At 58.8% G+C, this 23393-nt stretch carries 21 protein-coding genes; 10 read left to right on the top strand and 11 right to left on the bottom strand.

Translation table 11 applies throughout. The features are described from left to right. Window positions 1–116 precede the first annotated feature (116 nt). Both ACW5W8_RS02825 and arsC read right to left on the bottom strand, forming a co-directional pair. Entirely contained in the window at window positions 117–500 is a 384-nt protein-coding gene (locus ACW5W8_RS02825; RefSeq protein ID WP_019445364.1) for a DUF2069 domain-containing protein, read from the bottom strand. After that, complete coding sequence (gene arsC / locus ACW5W8_RS02830) at window positions 497–847, bottom strand: arsenate reductase (glutaredoxin) (RefSeq protein WP_498626316.1); 351 nt, start codon at window positions 845–847, stop codon at window positions 497–499. Before arsC ends, ACW5W8_RS02825 begins: the two co-directional genes overlap by 4 nt. Window positions 848–907: 60 nt before the next feature. Here arsC and ACW5W8_RS02835 point away from each other — a divergent pair, with 60 nt between their 5' ends. Next, window positions 908–1390 (top strand): TlpA family protein disulfide reductase, encoded by a 483-nt coding sequence (locus ACW5W8_RS02835; protein ID WP_498626318.1) that lies wholly within the window; start codon window positions 908–910, stop codon window positions 1388–1390. 101 nt (window positions 1391–1491) lie between these two features. Here ACW5W8_RS02835 and bepA read toward each other — a convergent pair whose 3' ends face one another. After that, entirely contained in the window at window positions 1492–2946 is a 1455-nt protein-coding gene (gene bepA / locus ACW5W8_RS02840) for a beta-barrel assembly-enhancing protease (RefSeq protein ID WP_005352930.1), read from the bottom strand. A 121-nt stretch (window positions 2947–3067) separates the two neighbouring features. On the opposite strand from bepA, the gene ACW5W8_RS02845 reads away from it, so the two are divergent. Genes ACW5W8_RS02845 through ACW5W8_RS02855 form a run of 3 tightly spaced genes read left to right on the top strand, consistent with a single transcriptional unit; the run spans window position 3068 to window position 5239 of the window. Beyond that, window positions 3068–3301, top strand: a complete 234-nt coding sequence (locus ACW5W8_RS02845; protein ID WP_159143544.1) for a sulfurtransferase TusA family protein — start codon at window positions 3068–3070, stop codon at window positions 3299–3301. Between the two features lie 25 nt (window positions 3302–3326). Continuing rightward, window positions 3327–4397: an AI-2E family transporter gene (locus ACW5W8_RS02850; RefSeq protein ID WP_498626320.1), complete on the top strand. Its 1071-nt coding sequence runs from the start codon at window positions 3327–3329 to the stop codon at window positions 4395–4397. Window positions 4398–4432: 35 nt separating this feature from the next. Continuing rightward, complete coding sequence (locus ACW5W8_RS02855) at window positions 4433–5239, top strand: MipA/OmpV family protein (RefSeq protein WP_498626321.1); 807 nt, start codon at window positions 4433–4435, stop codon at window positions 5237–5239. 114 nt (window positions 5240–5353) lie between these two features. Here ACW5W8_RS02855 and ACW5W8_RS02860 read toward each other — a convergent pair whose 3' ends face one another. Further along, window positions 5354–6154: an alpha/beta fold hydrolase gene (locus tag ACW5W8_RS02860; protein WP_498626323.1), complete on the bottom strand. Its 801-nt coding sequence runs from the start codon at window positions 6152–6154 to the stop codon at window positions 5354–5356. Window positions 6155–6282: 128 nt separating this feature from the next. Here ACW5W8_RS02860 and ppk2 point away from each other — a divergent pair, with 128 nt between their 5' ends. Continuing rightward, on the top strand, window positions 6283–7098 hold the full coding sequence (gene ppk2 / locus ACW5W8_RS02865; protein WP_498626324.1) for a polyphosphate kinase 2: 816 nt from the start codon (window positions 6283–6285) through the stop codon (window positions 7096–7098). Window positions 7099–7210: 112 nt separating this feature from the next. Here the strand turns inward: ppk2 and ACW5W8_RS02870 are convergent, their stop codons facing one another. From ACW5W8_RS02870 to yejK, 5 genes are all read right to left on the bottom strand, one after another. Next, the gene (locus ACW5W8_RS02870; RefSeq protein ID WP_005333867.1) at window positions 7211–8347 is read right to left on the bottom strand and encodes an ABC transporter ATP-binding protein; all 1137 of its coding nucleotides are present in this window, start codon (window positions 8345–8347) and stop codon (window positions 7211–7213) included. Between the two features lie 68 nt (window positions 8348–8415). Then, window positions 8416–9306 carry a maltose ABC transporter permease MalG gene (malG, locus tag ACW5W8_RS02875; protein ID WP_005333868.1) on the bottom strand — a complete coding sequence of 297 codons (891 nt, stop codon included), beginning with the start codon at window positions 9304–9306 and terminating at the stop codon, window positions 8416–8418. A gap of 12 nt (window positions 9307–9318) precedes the next feature. Next, on the bottom strand, window positions 9319–10971 hold the full coding sequence (gene malF / locus ACW5W8_RS02880; RefSeq protein ID WP_498626326.1) for a maltose ABC transporter permease MalF: 1653 nt from the start codon (window positions 10969–10971) through the stop codon (window positions 9319–9321). Between the two features lie 75 nt (window positions 10972–11046). After that, window positions 11047–12228 (bottom strand): maltose/maltodextrin ABC transporter substrate-binding protein MalE, encoded by a 1182-nt coding sequence (gene malE / locus ACW5W8_RS02885; protein ID WP_033137215.1) that lies wholly within the window; start codon window positions 12226–12228, stop codon window positions 11047–11049. A gap of 407 nt (window positions 12229–12635) precedes the next feature. After that, on the bottom strand, window positions 12636–13697 hold the full coding sequence (gene yejK, locus ACW5W8_RS02890) for a nucleoid-associated protein YejK (RefSeq protein ID WP_498626327.1): 1062 nt from the start codon (window positions 13695–13697) through the stop codon (window positions 12636–12638). Between the two features lie 73 nt (window positions 13698–13770). Between yejK and ACW5W8_RS02895 the strand changes: the two genes are divergently transcribed. Both ACW5W8_RS02895 and ACW5W8_RS02900 read left to right on the top strand, forming a co-directional pair. Then, window positions 13771–13998, top strand: a complete 228-nt coding sequence (locus ACW5W8_RS02895; RefSeq protein ID WP_005333874.1) for a YejL family protein — start codon at window positions 13771–13773, stop codon at window positions 13996–13998. Between the two features lie 47 nt (window positions 13999–14045). Then, window positions 14046–15896 (top strand): DUF3413 domain-containing protein, encoded by a 1851-nt coding sequence (locus ACW5W8_RS02900; protein ID WP_498626328.1) that lies wholly within the window; start codon window positions 14046–14048, stop codon window positions 15894–15896. An 85-nt stretch (window positions 15897–15981) separates the two neighbouring features. On the opposite strand, the gene ACW5W8_RS02905 is transcribed toward ACW5W8_RS02900, so the two are convergent. Beyond that, entirely contained in the window at window positions 15982–16767 is a 786-nt protein-coding gene (locus tag ACW5W8_RS02905) for a MetQ/NlpA family ABC transporter substrate-binding protein (protein ID WP_498626397.1), read from the bottom strand. A 606-nt stretch (window positions 16768–17373) separates the two neighbouring features. On the opposite strand from ACW5W8_RS02905, the gene asp reads away from it, so the two are divergent. Continuing rightward, complete coding sequence (gene asp / locus ACW5W8_RS02910) at window positions 17374–19245, top strand: serine protease Asp (protein ID WP_498626329.1); 1872 nt, start codon at window positions 17374–17376, stop codon at window positions 19243–19245. An 18-nt stretch (window positions 19246–19263) separates the two neighbouring features. Continuing rightward, window positions 19264–19722, top strand: coding sequence for a serine protease chaperone (locus ACW5W8_RS02915; RefSeq protein WP_498626330.1), 459 nt, complete (start codon window positions 19264–19266; stop codon window positions 19720–19722). Window positions 19723–19791: 69 nt separating this feature from the next. Here the strand turns inward: ACW5W8_RS02915 and ppsA are convergent, their stop codons facing one another. Then, on the bottom strand, window positions 19792–22176 hold the full coding sequence (ppsA, locus tag ACW5W8_RS02920) for a phosphoenolpyruvate synthase (protein WP_498626331.1): 2385 nt from the start codon (window positions 22174–22176) through the stop codon (window positions 19792–19794). Between the two features lie 347 nt (window positions 22177–22523). Between ppsA and ppsR the strand changes: the two genes are divergently transcribed. After that, entirely contained in the window at window positions 22524–23336 is an 813-nt protein-coding gene (gene ppsR / locus ACW5W8_RS02925) for a posphoenolpyruvate synthetase regulatory kinase/phosphorylase PpsR (protein WP_033136363.1), read from the top strand. Window positions 23337–23393 lie beyond the last annotated feature (57 nt).

Consider the following 23393-nt stretch of genomic DNA (forward strand, 5'->3'; position numbering starts at 1 on the left):
GTTCTCTGAGCATGGTGCAGTCCATTTATTGACCATGCAGCAATTAGATCAAACCCCGGGATCGGCGTCCAGGGGTTTGTCAGCAGTCTGAAACGCCCCTTGCGGGGCGTTTGTCATCAGTTGGCTTCGTCTTTCTTTTTGCGAATGCTTAAGCCCAGCTCCCGACCACGCAGTCGGGCGTAATAGATGGTGCCGACAAAGGCGAGAGTGGTGAAGACCAGCTCCACCACCGCCAGCCACCGCTCCCCCTCATCCGTGGTGATCAGGGTGAGGGCATGGAGGAAGTAGGGCATCAGCACGAAGTTGCCCCAGGCGTGGGTATAGGGGTTGCCCTGCACTATCCCCTTGAGGGGGAAAAGCAGCGGCACCGTCCAGATCACCGGCAGCAGCCAGGGGTTGAGGTCCGGATGGGGCGAGAGCCACAGATGCCAGAGGATGACCCAGCCCAGCAGACCAAAGAAGCCGACCAGGGTCAGCAGGCGCGCAAAGCGGGTGCTCACTTGAGGATCTCCAGCACCTGCTCCGGCGGGCGACCGATCCGGGCCTGACCATTCTTGATGACGATGGGACGCTCGATCAGCTTGGGATGCTGGTGCATGGCACGAATAAGGGCGTCGCCATTCACTTCACCGAGGCCCAGCTCCTTGTAGAGATCTTCCTTGGTGCGCATCAGCTGGCGCGGGTCGCTAAAGCCAAGCAGGGTCAGCAGCTTGCGGATCTCCTCCTCGCTCGGGGCCTGCTCCAGATAGAGCACCACATCAGGGGCGATCCCGTGCTGTTCCAGCAGGGCCAGGGTTTCGCGACTCTTGGAGCAGCGCGGATTGTGGTAGATTTGGGTCTCACTCATGGTAACTCCCTGATTAATCGCAAGATGGGACTAGAAACGGCGCTATTGTAGGGGAAAGTGATGGTCAGGGTAAGCGGCAGTGGAAAGGAATTGAAACGAATTTGTTGGCTGATTGTGGCTGGCCTGCTGGGCGCCTGCACGCCCGCCCCCGAATTTACCGACGCAGCGGGGCAAACGGTGGCTCTTGACCACTTTGCCGGCAAGCCGCTGCTGGTCAACTACTTCGCCCCCTGGTGCGCCCCCTGCCTGCGGGAGATGCCGCACCTCAACGCGCTGGCTGCCGAGGGAGAGATCGCCGTGGTGGCGATCAACTACGACCCGACCACCCCAGCAGAGCTGGACAAACTGGCTGCGCAGTACCACATCAAGGTGCCCCTCCTTATTGCCAATGAAGATGCCAGGCTCCCCTTCCCTCGCCCAAGCGGCCTGCCTACCAGCTACCTGCTCGATAGTGAGGGCAAGCTCAAGCAGACGCTGGTCGGCGAGCTCGACCAGCAGCAGATCGAGATGCTCAAGGCGACCGCCAGCCGCCTGAGCCACTAGCCCATCGCTACTATCATCGTCCCCCACATCAACGCCACCGCCATAAACAACAAGGGCGCACCAGAGTGCGCCCTTGTTTGATAGGCCAATGCCAGGTTTCGTTAGCCCTTGAGGCTGTCGAGATCCTTCTTGGCCCGCTCCAGCTCGGTGATGCGCGCCTCCAGACGAGCCAGGGTCATCCGGTCGCTGGTGGTACCGCGCGCCACGATCAGCTCGTCGATGGCCGCCTGATAATCCCCGCGCAGCGCGAGCATCTCGGCCCGCGCCATATGCAGCTCGGTCATTCTGCCCGCCTTGCGATAGGCATCGGCCAGCAGGTTCCAGGCCAGATTGTTCTCCTCGTGGGCACGGGCATAGGGGTCGAGGATGGCGATGGACTTCTTGTAGTTGCCGCTCTCGAGGTAGGCGTTGCCGAGGTTGACCACCACCACTTCGTTATCCGGCATCCGGCTGCGGAATTTCTCGAGGCGCGCGATGGCCTGGGCACTGCGCCCCTTGGCCAAATCGATGTCGGTCTGGGCATCGACGATAAAGAGATCTTCCGGATGACGGGCCGCCAGCTCCTGCATCAGGGTATCCGCCTCGTCGGTGCGCTTGAGCTGGATCAGCGCCAGCGCCTTGCCATAGATGGCGGCATCCTTGAGCGGATAATCCCCCTTCTGGATCCGGCTATCGAAGTAACTCAGCAGCCCCTGCGGGGTATCGGTACCAAAACGGACCTGAATCCGCACCTTGGCCAGCCAGAAGTCGAGACTGGGCGGCAAGTCGCGGCGGCCATAGCTGCCCGCCCGAGCGCGGGCCTCGCTGATCCGGGTCTCCGGCAGCGGGTGAGTGAGCAGCATTTCCGGCGGCTTGCTGGCGTAACGGTATTCGGCAGCCAGTTTCTGGAAGAAATTGGCCATCCCCATGGGATCGAAACCGGCATCATAGAGGGTCTTCATGCCGATGCGATCCGCTTCATATTCGTTGTCGCGGGTGTAGTTGATGGCCGACTGCATGGAGAGGCCAAGCGTAGTCTGCAACGCAGCGATACCGGCAGTCGGGTTGATCACCGCCAGCGCGATGGAGCCCACCAGACCGGCCAGGGTCACCGCCGAGCTGCTCGCCTGCGCTTCCATATAACGGGCGATATGGCGCTGGGTCACGTGGGTGATTTCGTGGGCCAGTACCGAGGCCAGCTCGCTCTCGCTGTCGGCGTAGAGGAAGAGGCCAGTGTGCACCTTGACTCGCCCGCCGAGGAAGGCGGCCGCGTTGATGGTGGGATCATTGATGAGGAAGAAGGTAAACGGGAAACGCACCCCATCGGCGTTGGTCAGCAGTCGCTGACCCAGATCGTCAATGTACTGGCTCAGCACCGGATCATCGATGATCGGCAGACCCGCACGGGCAAAGCGCATAAAGGCGTTGCCGTAACGCACTTCCTGTTCGATGGGCAGGGCCGCCACCCCGGCCGTGCCGATGTCGGGAAGCTGATTGTTGGCCTCGGCATGAAACGTGGCGCCCATCAGGGAAGCCAGCAGGGGAAGCGATGCCATCAGGGGGGAAAAACGTGCCACGTTATCTCTATCTCCATCAGAAAGGGCCTCGGCAGAATACCCTTGCCCATCAAGGGCTACAAGCGTTGTTTCACGCTCTTATCACGGCCATAATAGCGGCCACCTGCCTGATGGAGCCCCCATGGAAATTCTCGACCTGACCCCCTGGCGTTGCCCCGAGCCGCTGATCCGGCTCAAGCTCTGGTTAAGGGAGGCCAAAACCGGTCAAACCGTCACCATACGGCTGGCCGATGCGGGCTCCCGGCAGGATATTCCGGCCTATCTGCACCGTCAGGGCCACCATGTCGAGATGCAGCAACAACCGGACAATACCCTCTCTTTGCAGTTGGTTGTCGGGGCGAAGCAACCATCTTGAGCCCCAGTGATGTAAGGATGCCGTCATGTTAGAAGTATTGAAGCGCTGGTATCAGACCCGTTTTTCCGATCCCGATGCCGTTACCCTGTTCCTGTTGCTGGTGTTCTGCTTCACCATCATCTGGCTGTTTGGCGATCTGCTGGCCCCCCTGCTGGTAGCGCTGGTAATGGCCTATCTGCTGGAGTGGCCGGTCGCCCGGCTGCAAAAAGCGGGGCTGTCGCGCACCCTGGCCACCAGCGTCATTCTGATCCTCTTTCTTGCGGTGGCGGTGGCTTCCTTGCTGGGTCTTATCCCAACGCTGGTCAGTCAGGGGATCAATCTGGCCAAAGAGGCGCCGGCCATGCTGACCCACGCGCAGGATTATGTGCGCACCCTGCCTGACAAATACCCCGAGCTCATCGACGTCAGTCTGGTGGAGACCGTCATCGACAATATTCGCCAGCGCATCCTCAGTGGCGGCGAGCATCTGGTGAGCGCCTCCCTCAGTTCGCTGGTCAACGTGGTCGCCATCATGATCTACCTCATTCTGGTACCGCTGATGGTCTTCTTTATGCTCAAAGACAAGCGGGTACTGATGGGCAGCCTGCGCCGCTTCCTGCCGCGCAACCGCACCCTGGTCAACCGGGTGTGGGTCGAGATGAACAACCAGATCATCAACTACATCCGCGGCAAGGTGATCGAGATCCTCATCGTCGGCATCGCCACCTATGTTCCCTTCGCCCTGATGGGACTGCGCTACTCGGTGCTGCTGGCGGTCGCAGTCGGCTTCTCGGTGCTGATCCCCTATATCGGCGCTGCCGTGGTGACGGTGCCGGTGGCCATGGTCGCCCTGTTCCAGTGGGGGCTCACCCCCGAGTTCGCCTGGCTGATGGTGGCCTATCTGGTCATTCAGGCTCTCGATGGCAACCTGCTGGTACCGGTGCTTTTCTCGGAAGCGGTCAACCTCCACCCTGTCGCCATCATCATCGCCGTGCTGGTCTTCGGCGGCTTGTGGGGATTCTGGGGAGTCTTCTTCGCCATTCCCCTCGCCACCCTGGTCAAGGCGGTGATCAATGCCTGGCCAAAACGTGAAGAGATGCCCAGTGCCGCAAAATAACCTGCTTCCCCTGCAATCGTGACAACGGAGTGTCCATGACCTTTTTTCGTCAAATCAGAGCGGCAGGGCTGACGGCCCTGCTCCTCGCTGCCGCCATGCCCGCCCGCGCCGATATCGATCTTGGCGCCATGGATCTACTCACCAGCGACAGCCCTACCAGCCCGGTGCCACAGGGCTTTGTCGCCGGAGCGGCGCTCATCGGGGGACAGGCCCGTTATGAAGCGCAGGATAATGCCACCTACGCCATCCCGGGCTTTATCTACTTCGGCAAGCAATTCATGTTTCTGGGGGATCGGGCCCGCTACTACTTCCACAAGGATGATAACGTGGCCCTCTACGGCTATGGCCGGGTCCGTTTTGGCAATCTGGATCCCGAGGACTCGCCCGCTTTCAGTGGTATGGAGCAGCGAAAATGGCAGCTGGAAGGCGGGATCGGTGGCAACATCATCACCCCCTATGCCCTGCTGACCGTGCGGGCCAACAGCGATGTCACCGGCCGCAGCAAGGGGCAGGAGCTGCTGCTGTGGGCCGACTTCCCCATCCTACGCGACAACCTGCTGATCATGCCGGGAATGGGACTGATGCTGCGCAGCGACAAGATGGCCAACTACTACTTCGGCGGCATCTCCGAGAACGAAGCAACCGCCCAACGACCCGCCTGGGATACCGGCACCACCCTCTCCCCGATGGCGACCCTCATCACCAGCTACCGCTTCAGCCCCAACTGGATTGGCATGTTTGCCATGAACTACGAATGGTATGATCGGGACATCAAAAACAGCCCCATCGTCCAGCACGATGGCGAGCTCTATGCGGGTTTTGCGCTGGGCTATATCTGGTAACGGTTATGAGTCTTGAACAGTGAGACACGACCAAACAAAAGGGAGCCCTCGGCTCCCTTTTTCACGACCATCATCAGGCTGGTAGTACAGCCTACTCAGGCTGCCAGTTCAGGCTTACAGCGCCGCCAGAAACTCGGTCAGTTGCTGATTGACGAAGGACGGATTTTCCAGCGACGAGATGTGGCCAGCCATCGGGATCTCCCTGAACGGGCAACCCAGCACCTCGGCCATCAGATAGCCCTCCAGCACCGGACGGGCCTTGTCTTCGCAGCCGGTCATCACCAGCGCGGGAGTGGTGATCTCCTCCAGCCACTCGATACGATCTTCGCGGGTCACAAAGCTGCGGCCCACCGCCACCATGGCGGCAATCTTCTCGTTTGGCCAAGCGGCCAGACGCGCCTTGAAACCACTCATCAGCGCCTCATCAGGCTGGCTGGCAAAGAAGATCGGCGCCACCTGTTCGATGATGGGCGCCGGTACGGTGCCGAGCTGCTCGATCATCGCCAGCATGCCGAGGTAGCGCTCGCAGGTGATCTGCGGTTCCAGGCCGACAAAACTGTCCATCAGCACCAGCCCCTTAAGGCGGTTTGGCACCATGCGCGCCAGCTCCACACCCCACATGCCGCCGATGGAGAGACCCACCAACACGAACTCGTTGACCCCGAGGGCATCGAGCAGCGCCAGGTGATCCCGCGCCAGAGTCGCCAGGGTGCAGCCACCTTCGGGGAGCAGGTCGGAATCACCGTGGCCCCACAGCTCGGGAACAATGCAGCGATAGCTGCCCTTGAGCGCCTCGATTTGCGGCGCCCACATGGCGCTGTCCCACAGATAGCTGTGGCCAAACAGCAGTACCGGCCCTTGCCCTTCATCCAGATAGGCCATCCGGCGGCCCGCTATCTCCATAAAATGCTTCATGTTATCTCCTGTTGCCAGCGATGGGCGGGCAGTGTATCACGTCCCCCTTGGCAGGTGACGCCTCTCTGGTGCAAGCTGGCAGTGACTCAAAGAAGTCACCCATGAAAGGATGCCAAAAGGAGAAGCCCATGGCGAAGGAGAAGAGCAAGAAGCGGCCACGTCTGGACAAGAAGTGCTACGAGCACCACCTTGCCCATCTGCAGGAGGAGCTGGTCAAGCTGCAGGAGTGGGTCAAGCAGGAGGGATTGAAGGTAGTGGTACTGTTCGAGGGACGCGACGCCGCCGGTAAAGGGGGCGTCATCAAGGCGATTACCGAACCGCTCAACCACCGGGTCTGCCGGGTCACGGCGCTGCCCGCCCCCTCCGACCGGGAGCGCTCCCAGTGGTACTTTCAGCGTTATGTGGCCCACCTGCCCGCCGCTGGCGAGATGGTGCTGTTTGACCGCTCCTGGTACAACCGGGCAGGCGTCGAACGGGTGATGGGCTTTTGCAGCGATGGGGAGTACCGCGAGTTTCTGCGCGCCTGCCCCGAGTTCGAGCGGATGCTGATCCGCTCCGGCATCACCTTGATCAAATACTGGTTCTCGGTCAGCGACGAGGAGCAGGAGAAGCGCTTTAAGGAGCGGATAAATACGCCCATCAAGCGCTGGAAGTTCAGCCCGATGGATTTGCAATCCCGCTCGCGCTGGGTGGAATACTCCCGCGCCAAGGATGACATGTTCACCTACACCGACACCGAGGATTGTCCTTGGTTCGTGGTGGAGGCAGATGACAAACGCCGTGCCCGCCTCAACTGCATCACTCATCTGCTGGGCAAGGTGCCCTACGAGACGATCCACTATGAGCCCCTCAAGCTCCCCCCCATCAAAACCGAAGGGTATGAGCGCCCGCCGCTGGCCAGCCAGACCTTTGTGCCCGATATTACCGCCGAACTCGAGGCTTGAACCGGGTTACCTTGCCTATCTGCATGTTCAAATCGCAGGCAATAAAAAGCCGGTCTGACGACCGGCAAAAAGGCATTGATTATTAAGAAAGGAAAACCAGCACAACAAAAAATCAGGTACGGATATATTTGGCGGTCCGGGGAAACGCCTGCTCCTTGGCATCGAACAGGTAGCAGGCTTCGGCCGGGATACCCACGCTGTAGGTCTGACCGGTCGCCACATCCACATCCGAGGTAGCCTTGACGGTAAAGTCGTGACCATCCACATCCATATAAACGAAGGACTCGGCGCCCAGGTGCTCGGCCACCTGCACGATCCCGCTCACCTTGCTGTGTGCATGGGGGTGATCCAGCGGCATCAGGTGCTCGGGGCGAATGCCCAGCTCCACCTTGTCACCCACAGCGCCACTGCGGGCATCGACCCGGGCACGCACGGTATCGCCAGAGGTCAACTTGACCAGGCACTCCTGCTCGCCAATCTCCAGCAACTCGCCCGCCAGGAAGTTCATCTTGGGAGAGCCGATAAAGCCCGCCACGAACTTGTTGTCCGGGTTGTGGTAGAGATCCAGCGGTGAACCGAACTGCTCCAGGTTGGTAGCAGCCTCGGCCTTGAGCGGGCTCAGCACCACAATCTTGTCGGCCAGGGTCATCGCTTCCACTTGATCGTGGGTCACGTAGATGATGGTGGAGTTAAGCTCTTTGTGCAGCTTGGCGATCTCGATCCGCATCTTGACCCGCAGGGCGGCATCCAGGTTGGAGAGCGGTTCGTCAAACAGGAACACCTGCGGCTGCTGCACTATGCTGCGACCGATGGCGACCCGCTGACGCTGACCACCGGAGAGCGCCTTGGGCTTTCTGTCCAGCAGCGGCTCGAGACCCAGGATCTCGGCGGCGCGCATCACCCGCTTGTGGATATTCTCCTTGTCCATCTTCTTGAGCTTCAGACCAAAGGCCATGTTCTCGTAGATGTTCATGTGCGGATAGAGGGCATAGGACTGGAACACCATGCCGACGTTGCGCTCTACCGGCGGCACGTCGTTCATGTAGCGACCGCCGATGGTCAGCTCACCGCTGGTGATGTCTTCCAGACCCGCGATCATCCGCAGCAGGGTGGATTTGCCACAGCCGGACGGGCCGACGAAGACGATGAATTCGCCCTCCTTGATGGAGAGGTTGATGTTGCGCAGGGTGTCCTTGTGAACAGCCGGATCGTAATTTTTGCGAACGTTGTTGAGTACTACTTCAGCCATGACGAGCTCCGCTCTTGAATCTTTGCAAATCGTGATAGCGGGGGGAGTCAGCTCCCCCGGCCATAAACTTAACCTTTCACACCACCGGCAGTCAGACCGCCAACCAACCAGCGCTGTGCCAACAGGAAGACCACTGTGATGGGGAAACCGGAGAGCACTGCGGCCGCCGCGAAATCACCCCACAGATAGTTCTGCGGATAGAGGTACTGCTGGGCCCCGACCGCCAGGGTCAGATTGTTCACATCCTGCAACAGGATGGAGGCCATGGGCACCTCGGTAATGGAACCGATAAAGGCCAGAATGAACACTACCGCCAGGATGGGCACAGACAGGGGCAACAGGATCAGACGGAATGCCTGCCACGGGGTTGCACCGTCGATGGCCGCCGCCTCCTCCAGGGAGGAGTCGATGGTCTCGAAGTAGCCCTTGATGGTCCAGACGTGGAGGGCAATCCCCCCCATGTACGCCAGGATCAGGCCACCGTGGGTGTTGAGACCGAGCCAGGGGATGTAGTCACCAATCTTGTTAAAGAGCGCGTAGATGGCTACCAGTGCCAGCACTGCCGGGAACATCTGGAAAATCAGCATACCCTGCAGGATGGTGGACTTGCCACGAAAACGCAGGCGGGCAAAGGCGTAAGCACAGGTGGTGGAGAGCGTCACGATCATCAGAGCAGTGATGCCGGCGATCTTGATGGAGTTCCACAACCAGGTCAGCACCGGGAACGGCGGCGGCGTGATGCTGCCGTCGGCGTTGGTGATGGACATGCCCAGCGCCAGCTTCCAGTGATCCAGGGTCGGATTAGAGGGGATGATCTCCCCTACTGCGAAGTTACCGTTACGGAACGAGATGGCGATAACCATGATCAACGGGAAGATGATCAGCGCCAGGAAGCCCCACATGACCAGGTGGGTTGCCCACACCCGGTATTTGACTGATTTGGGTTGTACGATTGCCATGTTGAAGCCTCCTTACAGCTGCTTGTCGGCTTTGGACAATTTCAGGTTGAGCAGCGCCAGCGCACCCACGATGAGGAAGATGGCTGTGGCGATGGCACTGGCCAGACCGTAGTCCTGACCACCCGATCCCTGGAACGCAATCCGGTAGGTATAACTCACCAGCAAGTCGGTGGTACCGGCTGGGGTGCTGGCCCCGATGATGTCGGGCGCACCGTTGGTCAACAACTGGATAAGCACGAAGTTGTTGAAGTTGAAGGCGAACGAGGCAATCAACAGCGGTGTCAGCGGCTTCATCAACAGCGGCACGGTGATCTTGAAGAAGTTCTGCACCGGACCGGCACCGTCCATGGCTGACGCTTCATAGAGATCTTCCGGAATGGCTTTGAGCAGGCCCATGCAGAGGATCATCATGTAGGGGTAGCCGAGCCAGGTGTTGACAATCAGGATCATCACCTTGGCCAGGAAGGGGTTGGTATACCAGTCCGGCTTGATGCCAAACGCTGCTTCCAGGAACATGTTGATCTCACCGAAGTTCTGGTTGAACAACCCCTTGAACACCAGGATGGAGATAAACGCCGGGATCGCATAGGGCAGGATCAGCATGACCCGATAGAAACCGCGCCCCTTGAGCTCTTCCCACTGCACCAGACAGGCCAGCACCATGCCGATAGCCAAGGTGAAGGCGACGGAGCAGGTTGAGAAGATCACGGTCCAGATGAAGATCTGCAGGAAGGGTGACTGGATGCCCGGATCGGTGACGATGCGCGCGAAGTTCTTCCAACCGACGCTGACCACAAAGCCCGGAGCAATACCCTTGCCGACAAACTGACCCTGTTCGTCGATGTACTGATAGAAGCCGCTCTCGCCATTGGGCAGCATCAGCTGGCCATTCTGGGTATCACGCAGCAAGTTGCTGTCTTTGATCACCACGCCGGAGTCGAGCTTGATACCATCAACCAAGCGGATGTATTGCTGCTTCTGGGCGGCAAACTTGCGCAGGCTGCTCAGGGTCAGGTGGGTACCGCCATCCGGCAGTACCAGATCAAGGTCACTCAGGTGAGTACGATGCTCAACAATGGCGCGGATCGGTGCGGCCTTGCTGGCCGCTTCGCCAGTGAAGGGCTGCAGCTCGACCACTTGCTGGGTGTTCTGCACACGGCCCTCGCGGGACGCCAGCTCACGGGCCTTGTTGGTCATCAGGGAAACAGGTTGGCTGATAAAGGATTGATCATCCTGTGTCAGCAGCAGCTGGAACTGGCCGTTGTCGCCACCCAGCAGGGTAAAATCGAATTCACCGCCCGCCACCTTGTAGGTTTTCTTCAGGTGGTAGTCCCGCGCCTGCTCCACGGAGAGCAAGTTGGACCCCGAATAGTTGGTGAAGGCGATGCCAATGGTGTAGGCAAGAGGGAAGATGATAAACACAACCATGCCCGCAACACCCGGAAAGATGTAGCGATGGGCATAGGTCTTCTTGTTCATGAAGACATACAGACCGACGGAAACCACCACCAGATCCAGCAGCGCGAATACCCACTCGCCACTGGCGTACATCATCACGGCTGCGTAGCCGTTGAGGATGGCAACCAGGGCCGCTATGGTCCACTTAAGCCAAGTGTGCTTATCCTTCGGACCGGCATAGGACTCAACAGAAGGTACTACTTCCATGCCAATTAACCTTTATAACGCCAAGAGAGATTTGAGAGAGTGGGAGGCCATGACGGCCTCCCGGGTAGTGCGTGCTTACTGAACGATACGCTTGGCAGCGGTATCCAGTGCTTCGTCAACACCCTGACGACCGGAGGTCACGTTCTTGAGGGCAGTTTCGAAGGAAGACCAGAAACGGCTCATCTCGGGAACGGATGGCATCGGCTCGCCAGCCTGAGCGTTTTGCATGGTGGCCTTGATGTGCGGATCGGATTCCAGGGTCTTCTGGAAGGATTTCAGCGCAACGGCACCCAGCGGCTTGTCGGCGTTAACCGGCGCCAGACCGGCATCGGTCAGCAGGTAGTTTTCCAGGAACTCGATAGCCAGATCCTTGTTCGGGCTGGCGGCGTTGATGGTGGCACCCAGTACGCCAACGAAGGCTTTGGCCGGCTTGCCGTTCAGGGTCGGCAGCGGCGCTACGCCGTACTTGATGCCGCTCTTGTCCAGGTTGCTCCAGGCCCAGGGACCGTTGATCATCATGGCCACTTCGCCCTTGTTGAACTTGGCGTCCATCACACCGTAGTCGATGCCTTTTTCCAGGTGGCCGGACTTGATCATCTCGGAGATGTAGCCCACGCCCATCTTGGCACCTGCGTTGTTCACGCCGGTATCTTTGACGTCATAACCGGTAGCGGTTTTCTTGAAGGCGTAACCACCGTTGGCAGCCACCAGCGGATAGCTGAAGTACGGGGTGTCATAAGCCCACATGATGGCGCGCTTGCCGTTTTTCTTCAGAGTCTCGTCAATCTTGGCGATCTCTTCGAAGGTTTTCGGCGGCTCGGGCAGCAGGTCTTTGTTATAGATCAGGCTGACCGCTTCCATGGCAACCGGGTAGCCATAGGTTTTGCCATCAACAGTCATGGCATCCCATGCCAGCTGTTCAAATTTGCCTTTGGTGGCAGCGTTTGGCGTTACCGGAACCAGCAAACCGGCTTTGACCCACTCACCGTAACGGTCGTGAGCCCAGAAGAAGATGTCCGGGCCGTTGCCAGTGGCGGCGGCTTGCTGGAATTTCACTTCAACCTGATCCGGGTGAGCCACAGTCACCTTGATGCCGGTTTCTGCTTCAAACTTCTTACCCACTTCAGCCAGACCGTTGTATCCCTTGTCACCGTTGATCCAGATGGTCAGCTGGCCTTCATCGATGGCAGCAGTAGCAGAGCAAGCGACGCCAAGAGTGGCCAGACCGATCAGGGATGACAGCAATTTCTTTTTCATGAGCCTTTCCTTGTATTAGTTCCGCGCTGTAAGAGCATTGTGTGCGAGATGAATATTATCCCAAGCGGCAAACGGCTCACATGACGCAACTCGCATTTTTGAAATGCAATTACGTATTTCCTTCCAGAAAGTTTTGAAAACATTTTCTTATTTCAGGGAATTACGGCCATTTATCGGCTTAATTCCAGACAACCACAGAATAATAATTACCAAAATGAAATAAAATTTCATGAATGAAAGGGTTTTCACCTCAATGAAAACCCTTTCAGATGGTTTATTTTGTTTGATTTGTTAACAAAGTACCGCGCCAGTTTCGAGGTCTGCCCGGGCGCAATAAAAAAGAGACCCCGCCGGGGCGGAGTCTCTTTTTGCCAGAAATGACGACTTGATCACACTCGGGAGCATGACTACGACTGGCGCAGCAGCTGATCCTTGAGATTGGGCGGCACACCCTTGATGGTCAGGGTGTCGGTCTGGGGGTCGTAAAAGATCCGGCTGTTCAACAGCTTCTGCTCAAAGCTCAGAGTCAGACCGCCGCCGGAGCCAACAAACTTGGTCAAACCACGCAGAGTAGAGCGATCCGCCGGGAAGCGCTCTTCCAGCTCATACTCCTGACCAATAAAGCTGTAAAAATCGAGGTCACCGTCGCCAGCATCTTTTGCGGAAAGTTCTGCAGACAGCTCCTTGATTTCGATCTCTTCACCGGCGCTCGCCTGTTCGGTGCAATATTTGAAGACCTGCTTTTTATAGTCATTGCGCTCGGTCGGTTCGAGCTGACGACTGTCGCAATAATCTTCGACCGCCTGCAGCAAGCCTTTATTTTGTACCTTGGCATCCATGCCCTCGCGGGCACCCAGCAGATCCATAAAGAAGTCGCCCAGTTTGCGACCAATGCGCCCCTTGCTGAAGGTGATATAGCGGCGCGAATCAGGTTGGGTTTTCCATTCGGTCAAATCAATGCGGGCCACCAGATTGAGTTTGCCGATATCCAGATACTGGATATGGCGCAATTCCAGCGCTTCGCTGACGGTGACGCTCTCCTTGCCCTCCAGCAGGGCAATCAGCAGATAATCGACCCCGACGTAGTTATATTTGGCAAACAGCAGCACCCCTTGCTCATCGAGGGCGTGCTCCACCAGCTGCTTGACCAGCATCTGGGTCACGGTGACCGAGAAGGGGACGAATTCGGTCTGCTCGTCGAGCAGCTGTTCGAGGGCGATACGAAACGCGGGTGAAGGCTGCTTGGGAGCATCGATACCGTCGGCCAGCTCGGCGACGGCGGCCTCGGGGTCAGCAAAGAAGCCAAAGCCCTTGCCGCCCTTGCCGTTGTAGATCCGATGCAGTTCCGCCATCAGTCCCTGTACCGCCTCATCAGGGGGCAGGGTCTGGCTGCGGGTATCGGCGTGGGGTTGACCATCGCCGCCCTGGCGCAAGGAGTGAAGAATGATCTTGTCGATATCGAGACTCATGTCACAAAGCCATAGTGTTAGCCGAAAGGGTGAAGTATTATAAGGCGCTTTGAACCGAGATGAACTGAAGATTATGCCTATCGTATCAAAGTACAATAACGAGCAATTTGACGCCCTGATGAACGACCTGATCACCGCGCTGGAAAAGCATAAAGCGCCGGTAGATCTCAGCCTTATGGTGCTTGGCAATCTGACCACCAACATCATCAACGGTATGGCACCGGCCCAGCGCCAGGCCATCACTGAAAAGTTTGTCCAGGCCCTGACCGCATCGGTCGATAATCGCCACGACGCACACTGAGTCCCCGACTCTGTTGATTTGACGTTTCTCAACGCAGATGGATCACTATGGTCGAAACCGGTAACCCCTATCGTGATAATGTCTCTCGCCTGATCACCTGGGGGCATTGGTTCTCCTTCTTCAACATTATTCTGGCCATGCTCATCGCCACCCGTTATCTGGGTGCCATCAGCTGGCCATCGACCACGCTTGGCGTGATCTATCTCGTTGTAAGCTGGATTGGCCACTTCTCGTTTCTGAGTTTTGTCACCTACCTGTTGACGATCTTCCCGCTCAGCTTCGTGCTGCCCAAGGAGAAGTCGTTGCGGTTCATCTCGGCCATCATCGCCACCCTGGCGCTGGTGCTGCTGCTGATCGACACCCAGGTATTCCGGCTGTTCAAGTTCCACCTCAACAGTCAGGTATGGCAGTTGCTGCTGGATCAGGCGCAAACCGAAGAGGGCTCAATCTGGAGCATCATCTTCGTTGCCGTGCCCACCATCTTCCTGCTGCAACTGCTGCTGTCGGCCTATGTCTGGCGCAAGATCAACAAGCGCAAGCGCCGCCAGTACGGCAATCAGGTGGGGCTGGCCCTGCTGATCTGCTTTATTCTGACCCACGTGGTCAACAGCTGGGCGGATGCGACCCTCTATCAGCCCATCACCATGCAGAGAGCCAACTTCCCCCTCTCCTACCCCATGACGGCCCGCTCCTTCCTGGCCAAACATGGCTGGCTGGATCTGGATCAGTACGAGAAGCAGGCGGCCTCCCAGGGTGATAACAGCGACAGCCGGATGCACTACCCACTGCGCCCGCTCAACGTCAACGCCCCCCTGACTCACAGCAATCTGCTGATTGTGGTGGTCGACTCATTGCGTTTTGACATGCTCAACAACATCAACATGCCCAATCTGCAGCGCTATGCGGATCAGCATCTGACGTTCAGCAATCACCTGAGTGGCGGCAACGACGACCTGATGGGCATGTTCAGCCTCTTCTACGGGTTGCCCGGTCACTACTACAAGGACATCAGCAGCGACAAGCGTCCGCCGGTGCTGTTCGACGAGATGCTGCGCCAGGATTACCAGTTCGGGCTGTTCGGCGCGATGGAAGATGCCCAGAAGTATCGCAAGAGCATCCTCGCCGGTCTGCGCAAACAGGTGTTTGTCTCAGAGCAGAGTGACGATGGCAAGCTGCTGACCGACTGGCAACAGTGGCTGGAGAAGCGCTCTCCCGAGCGCCCCTGGTTCTCGCTGGTCTATCTCTCGAGCCCCGGCGACTACCAGTTGCCCGCCACCATGAAGGGGCCGTTCCAACCGGAGCTTGCCAACTTCAATCCGGCGACCGCCTATCGGGCGGAGAACCTGCAAAAACTGGAAAACCGCTACAAGAACTCGGTCTTCTATACCGACCAGTTGCTTGAGCAGATGCTGACCAAATTGCAGTCGCAGGGGATGGACAGCAACACCATCGTCGTCATCACCTCCAACCACGGTCAGGAGTTCAACGACACCCGCAGCAACAGCTGGGGCGCAGGCAGCAACTACTCACCCTATCAGGTACAGGTACCACTGGTACTGGCCTGGCCGGGGCGCGGCAGTGACGTTCGGGAACAACCAAGCAGCCATTTCGATCTGGCGCCGACCCTGATGCAGGGGATGCTGGGCGTGCGCAATCCGGCGCGCGATTACAGCGTTGGCCGCTCGCTGTTTGATACCAGCCCGCGCAACTGGCTGCTGGCCGGGGATCAGAATGACTTCGCCATCTATGAAGGGGACACCATCACCCACTTCAACAAGCAGGGTGACTTCGAACTGCTGGAGCGCAACAGCTATCGCCCGATCAAGCACGGCACCCCGGATATGGGCGCCATGATCCAGGTGATGAACGAGCTGAACCGCTTCTATCGCAACCAGTGAAGCGCCCGTTGATGGCTTGATAACATAAAAAACGCCCCGAATTCGGGGCGTTTTTCGTTGTATAGCCGTGCCACGTTCACGACTGTTAGCCACCCCACCCTTGCGGGTACTTGTAGCCGACGAAACGCTTGGCTGCATAGGCTTTGAAAGCCGCCGAGTTGTAGGCCGCCGCCACATCTTTGGCAAAAGGCTGGTCCGCATCTGCGCTTTTCACCACAACCCAGTTGATAAAATCGTAGCTGCGTTCCAGAAACAGTCCTTCACTGAACGGGATTCCGCTGGAGGCGGCAAAATTACCGTTGATCACCGCAAAATCCACATCCTCCCGCGAGCGGGGCAACTGCGCGGCTTCCAGCAGTACCAGCTTGAGATTGTGCGGATTGTTCACCACATCAAACTCGCTCGCCTTGAGCGGGTTTATCCCCTCCTTGAGAGTGAGCCAACCAAGATCCTGCAGCATCAGCAGCGCCCGCGCCTGATTGGTGGGATCGTTGGGGATGGCCACCGTGCTCCCCTCTTTCACCTTGTCGAGTGCTGCCAGCTTGCCGGAATAGAGTCCCATCGGACCGGTTGGCACCTGGGTAATGGGCGCCAGCGACAAGCCGCGATCTTTGGCAAAACTCTCCAGATAGGGTTTGTGCTGGAAGCAGTTCACATCCAGTGATCCGTCAGCCAGAGCAATATTGGGAGTCACATAGTCGGTGAACTCCACCAGCTTGACCTTATACCCCTTGGCCTCCAGCTGCGGCTTGACGGAGTCGGTCACCATGTCCGCAAAATCCCCCACCGTGGTGCCAATCACGATCTCCTGCTTGGTCGGCAAGGGGGCATCGGCGGCAACCGCGGAAAAAGAGAGGATCCCTACCGCCATCGCGGCAATAAAGGTGCTGGCGCCAGCAGCGGCGCGCAAGGAAGCAGTGCAAGAAGAAGGTAAGAAGGAACGAAACAGCATAGGGACTCCCTGTCAGGTACGCATCAAAATATGGGACTGCGGTGGGCTTGTCCTCAGAGGCAACGCCCTTTACACCACAGCAATCTAGCCATCCAAACGGCTATTTAAATTACCATAACAGAGCCATCCACCGCCGCCAAGCAATAAACCGCTGACCACCCCCACCTCATCCCCCTTGCAGTCTCACCCGAACGCATACCAGCACTCACATTGGCACACGCCACCATGCCGTTCACTTTCAAGAGCGCACGACGCCCCCTTCGGGATTGCCCCGAATCGGGATGGCAGCGGCGAAGGAGAGTCACGAGAGAGTGAATTACAGATAAAAAGATCAGTAATGAGCAGTGAGAACCATTCTCAATAGAACACATAAAAAGCGTCATTGGAATACCTACCATAAACCGAATCAGATTTCTTTGAACCTCGTTACGCTTTTTGGAAAAGGCTCTTTTTGAATCTCCATCGCCCGTGTATAGATTTCCGTCGCACCCAGGAAGGTGTTCTATAAGATGGAGTTTAAAAATAATGAAGCAAACATCGTTAGCACTGGCGATCACAGCACTGCTGTCGGCGCTGCCAGTTGCATCTGTTCAGGCAAATGAAAGTTGTGCCCCCCTGACCGGCAAGGAAGCTGGACTGGATACTGGCCGCAGCAGCAAACGCTGTCTGCCCGGCATCAACCCGCTGCAGGATCAGCAGTGGTATCTGCTCAACAGCGGCCAGGATGGATTCAGCGCCCGTGGTGGCGTAGCAGGCAACGACCTCAACCTCTGGTGGGCACATCGCACCGGTGTGCTGGGCCAGGGAGTCAATGTGGCCGTGGTGGATGATGGCTTGGCTATCGCCCACCCGGATCTGGCGGAAAACGTCCGTCCGGGCTCAAAAAACGTGGTGACCGGCAGCGATGACCCGACCCCGACTGATGCGGATACGGCCCACGGCACTTCGGTCTCCGGCATCATAGCGGCGGTAGACAACGCCATCGGCACCAAGGGGATAGCCCCGCGGGCCCAGTTGCAGGGGTTCAACCTGCTGGACGACAACAGCCAGCAGTTGCAGAAAGACTGGCTCTACGCCCTTGGCGACAGCGATGCCAGCCGCGATAACCGGGTGTTCAACCAGAGCTATGGTATGAGCCTGGTCGATCCCCGTCCGGCCAACGATCTGGATCAGGCCCAGCTCGACCGCCTGTTCGAACAGCAAACCCTCAAGGCGCAGAGCGCCGCCTATATCAAGGCTGCTGGCAACGGCTTCAACAAGATAGCGGCGGGCGGCTATGTGCTCAATCGCACCGGCAACGGCCCCAAATTGCCGTTTGAGAACAGCAACATCGACCCCTCAAACAGCAACTTCTGGAACTTGGTGGTGAGCGCGCTCAACGCAGATGGCGTCAGATCCTCCTACTCCAGCGTCGGCAGCAACGTCTTCCTGAGCGCCACCGGCGGCGAGTACGGTACCGACTCTCCCGCCATGGTGACCACGGATCTGCCCGGCTGCGATATGGGCTACAACCGCACCGACGATCCCCGCACCAACCGGTTGCACGGCAACCCGCAACTGGATGCCAGTTGCGACTACAACGGCGTGATGAACGGCACCTCCTCCGCCACCCCCAGCACCTCGGGCGCCATGGCACTGCTGATGTCCGCCTACCCGGATCTGTCAGTACGCGATTTTCGGGATCTGCTGGCGCGCAGCGCTACCCGGGTCGACGCCAAACATCAGCCCGTGATGGTCAGCTACACCAGCAGCACCGGCAAGGTGCGCGACGTGAAAGGGCTGGAAGGGTGGGAGCGCAATGCCGCCGGCATGTGGTTCAGCCCGACTTACGGTTTCGGTCTGATCGACGTCAACAAGGCCCTTGAGCTGGCAGCCAATCACCAGCCCCTCCCCCCGCTGGTGCAGCTGCCATGGCAGAAGATCAATGTCACCGGCAATGCCGCCGCCATTGCGGATGTGGGCAACAGCCCGACCAGCTCAACAACCCGCATCGCGACACCATTGACGGTAGAAGCGGTTCAGGTGATGGTGAGCCTGGATCACCAGCGTCTGCCTGATCTTCTGATCGAACTGGTCTCCCCCGCCGGCACCCGCAGTATCCTGCTGAGCCCTTTCAACAGCCTGGTCGGCCAATCACTCGACCAGCAGCAGCTGGGCTTTGTGCGCACCAAGGGATTGCGTGACATGCGCCTGCTCTCCCACAAGTTTTACGGTGAATCGGCCGAAGGCCAGTGGCGACTGGAGGTAACCGACGTTGCCAACGGTACCCGTCAGGTCTCTCTGCTCAATCGCAAGACCAGGGAGCGCACCACCCTGACCGAGCGCAACAACCGTCAACCGGGCAAGCTGATCTCATGGTCCCTGCGGGTTCTGGGTCACGATGCCAATCGCAGCTAACACGCTAGGAGTATTACCATGAACAAACCTGTTACCTTGCTTCTGGCAACCCTGCTGGCCCCCCTCTCGGGACAGCTCTGCGCCGAGGAGTCCGTCACCATGGATGGCAAGCAGTACAGCACCATAGAGGTGAACGGCCAGACCTACCTCATTCCCGACAACGGCAGCAAGAAGCGCGTAGCCCGCAGTCTGGATGACAAAGTGCCGCAGCAAAGCCTGCGCCGCGGCGACGTATTGATGCAGGGGGCGGCCAGCCCCGAGCTCACCGTCAGCGGAACCCTGCTGGTGGAAGCTGACGATGCCACAGCCAAGGCGCTGGCGACGTGCCACGGCTTGAACTTCAAGCAGAGCAGCGGCGGCATCGCCCTGCTGGAGGCTAAATCGGGCACCGATCTCAACGCCATCGCAACCAAGCTACAGAGCGAGGGGGTGAAGGTACAGATCGAGCTGTCGGGGGCCGAGCGTCAACCAAAATAAGTCTCGTCAGCGGGATAACAAAGGGGGCCATCATGGCCCCCTTTCTATTCTGCTTGCCAAGACAGCGGCTTACTTGCGGCCATGCTGCTCCGCCAGATAGAGCCAGGTATCGACCACGGTATCGGGGTTGAGCGACACCGAATCGATCCCCTGCTCCACCAGCCAGGCGGCGAAGTCCGGATGATCAGATGGGCCCTGACCGCAGATCCCCACGTACTTGCCCGCCTTGCGGGCGGCAGCAATGGCCATAGCCAGCAGCGCCTTGACCGCCTCGTTGCGCTCGTCGAACAGGTGGGCGATAAGCCCCGAGTCCCTATCAAGTCCAAGCGTCAGCTGGGTCATGTCGTTGGAGCCGATGGAGAAGCCGTCCACGTGCTCGAGGAACTTGTCTGCCAGAAGGGCGTTGCTCGGGATCTCGCACATCATGATCACTTTGAGCCCCCACTCGCCACGGCGCAGACCGTTCTCGGCCAGGATGTCGATCACCTGCTCCGCCTCGCCCACGGTGCGCACGAAGGGGATCATCACCTCGACGTTGGTCAGCCCCATGACATCGCGCACCCGCTTGATCGCCTCGCACTCGAGGGCAAAACAGGGGCGGAAGCTGTCGGCGATGTAGCGCGACGCACCGCGGAAACCGATCATCGGGTTCTCCTCGTGGGGCTCGTAGCCACGGCCGCCCACCAGATTCGCGTACTCATTGGACTTGAAGTCCGACATCCGCACGATCACCCGCTCCGGCCAGAACGCAGCGCCCAGAGTGGCGATCCCCTCGGTCAGCTTGGCCACGTAGAACTCACGCGGGCTGTCGTAACCGGCGATCATCTTGGCGATGGTGGCCTGCAGCTCTGGGGTTTGCTGGTCAAACTCCAGCAAGGCCTTGGGGTGCACGCCGATCATCCGGTTGATGATGAATTCAAGGCGCGCCAGCCCTACCCCGGCATTGGGCAACTGGGCAAAGTCGAAAGCGCGGTCCGGGTTGCCGACGTTCATCATGATCTTGATGGGCAGGCGTGGCATATTGCCCACCTCGGTCACTGCCACGTCGAAGTCCAGCTCGCCGTCATAGATAAAACCGGTATCCCCTTCCGCGCAGGAGACGGTGATCCGCTGGCCCGGCTGAATATGGTCGGTGGCGTTGCCACAGCCCACCACCGCCGGAATGCCCAGCTCGCGAGCGATAATGGCGGCGTGACAGGTGCGGCCACCCCGGTTGGTGACGATGGCGGAGGCCCGCTTCATGATGGGCTCCCAGTCCGGGTCGGTCATGTCGGTGACCAGCACATCGCCGGGTTGCACTTCGTCCATCTGGCTGATGGAGGAGATGACCCGCGCCGGGCCCGCGCCAATCTTGTGGCCGATGGCTCGTCCCTCGATCAGCACCTTGCCCGCTTGCTTGAGGGCAAAACGCTCGAGGGTGTTGGCCTCCTGACGGCTGCGCACGGTTTCCGGGCGTGCCTGCACGATATAGAGCTGGCCATCCTGACCATCCTTTGCCCACTCGATATCCATCGGGCGGCCATAGTGCTGCTCAATGATGAGGGCCTGCTTCGCCAGCGCCATCACCTCTTCATCGCTTATGCAGAAGCGGCTACGCTCGGCCTCATTGGTGTCGACGATCTGCACCTGACGGCCATGGCTGGCATCGCCGGAATAGGTCATCTTGATAAGCTTGGATCCAAGCGTCTTGCGCACCACCGCCGGGCGGCCCCCCTTGAGGGTCGGCTTGTGCACATAGAACTCATCCGGGTTGACCGCCCCCTGCACCACCATCTCGCCAAGACCATGGGCTCCGGTGATAAAGACCACGTCGTTGAAGCCCGACTCGGTATCCAGGGTAAACATGACGCCGGAGGCGGCGAGATCGGAACGCACCATCCGCTGCACCCCGGCCGAGAGGGCAACGCCCTTGTGGTCGTAGCCCTGATGCACCCGATAGGAGATGGCGCGATCGTTGAACAGAGAAGCAAACACATGCTTGACTGCCGTCATGACGGCATCGATGCCACGTACGTTGAGGAAGGTCTCCTGCTGGCCGGCAAAGGAGGCGTCCGGCATATCCTCGGCGGTGGCGGAGGAGCGCACCGCAAACGAGGCACTCATGCCATCACCCAAACCGGCACTCAACTTCTCATAGGCAACCCGGATAGCCTGCTCCAGCTCGGGCTGGAACGGGGCGTCGATCACCCAGTCGCGGATCTGCTGACCGGCCCGGTTGAGGGCGGCGATATCGTCCACGTCCAGATTGTCGAGCAGATGGTGGATCTTGCCGTTGAGGCCGCTTGACTCCAGAAACTCGTTAAACGCAAAGGCGGTGGTGGCAAAGCCCCCCGGCACGGATACACCGGCGCCAGAGAGGTTGCTGATCATCTCGCCAAGGGATGCGTTCTTGCCGCCAACTCGTTCTACGTCCTGCATTCCGAGTTGTTCGTACCAGAGCACGTACTGTTGCACTTGGATGTCTCCAGGTTGGTGGGCACCGATGCCATAGCACCTCGTGCGCCCGATTTAATCGATGAGGTTATGGGTAAGTCAGGTGCGTTATTGTCTGTTTCTTTTGTTGCCAATGACCATGAAAACGTTTTCTACTGGTTTTCAAAAAAATCCCCGAGCAAGAGTTGGGGATGGTCGAATGACCGGAACATTCTACAATGGCGACACAAAAAGATAACGATTCAGGTTTGCAAGCCACTTCACAACTTGGGCACAGCAGACCGGTTGACAAAACTGGTATGGTTTCGGGAGATACTTCTCACCCCTTACCCCATGCGACCCCACCCGCGGTATCACAGGAGCCCTACGTGCACACCGTATTTTATGTTTCAGACGGCACCGCCATCACCGCCGAAGTGTTCGGCCACGCGGTACTGAGCCAGTTTCCGCTGGCCTTCGAGCAGATCACTATCCCCTTTGTGGAGACACAGGAGAAAGCCCGTCAGGTACGGATGCGGATCGACGAGCAGTTTCGCCAGACTGGGGTACGCCCCATCCTGTTTCACACCATCGTCGACCCGCTGGTACGGGAAGAGGTGCTCAAATCGGAGGCGTGCGGCCACGACTTTCTCAATACCTTCGTCAGCCCACTGGAGCAGGAGCTGGGGGTCAAAGCCGAGCCCCGCCTCCACCGCACCCACGGCATGGAGAACCGCAAGCTCTATGACGATCGCATCGAGGCGGTCAACTTTGCGCTGGCCAACGACGATGGCATCACCACCAAAGAGTACGACGAGGCGGACATCATCCTGATCGGGGTCTCCCGCTGCGGCAAGACCCCCACCAGCCTCTATCTGGCGCTGCAGTTCGGCATTCGTGCCGCCAACTACCCCTTTATCGAGCAAGACATGGGGATGCTGGAGCTACCCGCCCCCCTCAAGGCCAACCGTCACAAGCTGTTTGGCCTCACCATAGCGCCGCAGCGGCTGCACGAGATCCGTAACCAGCGCCGTGCCAACAGCCGCTACTCCTCCATCGAACAGTGCGAGCAGGAGCTGGCCTGCGTGGAGCGACTGTTTCGCCAGGAGGCGATCCGCTTCCTCGATACCAGCTCCCACTCGGTGGAGGAGATCAGCGCCAAGGTCCTCGAGGCGACCGGTCTGCGCCGCCAGCTCTGTTAAGCCAGCTTGACAGCTATCGACATCAACAAAAGATAAAAATTACAGTGTCGCGGCGAA

The sequence above is a fragment of the Aeromonas aquatilis genome (genome assembly GCF_054052405.1).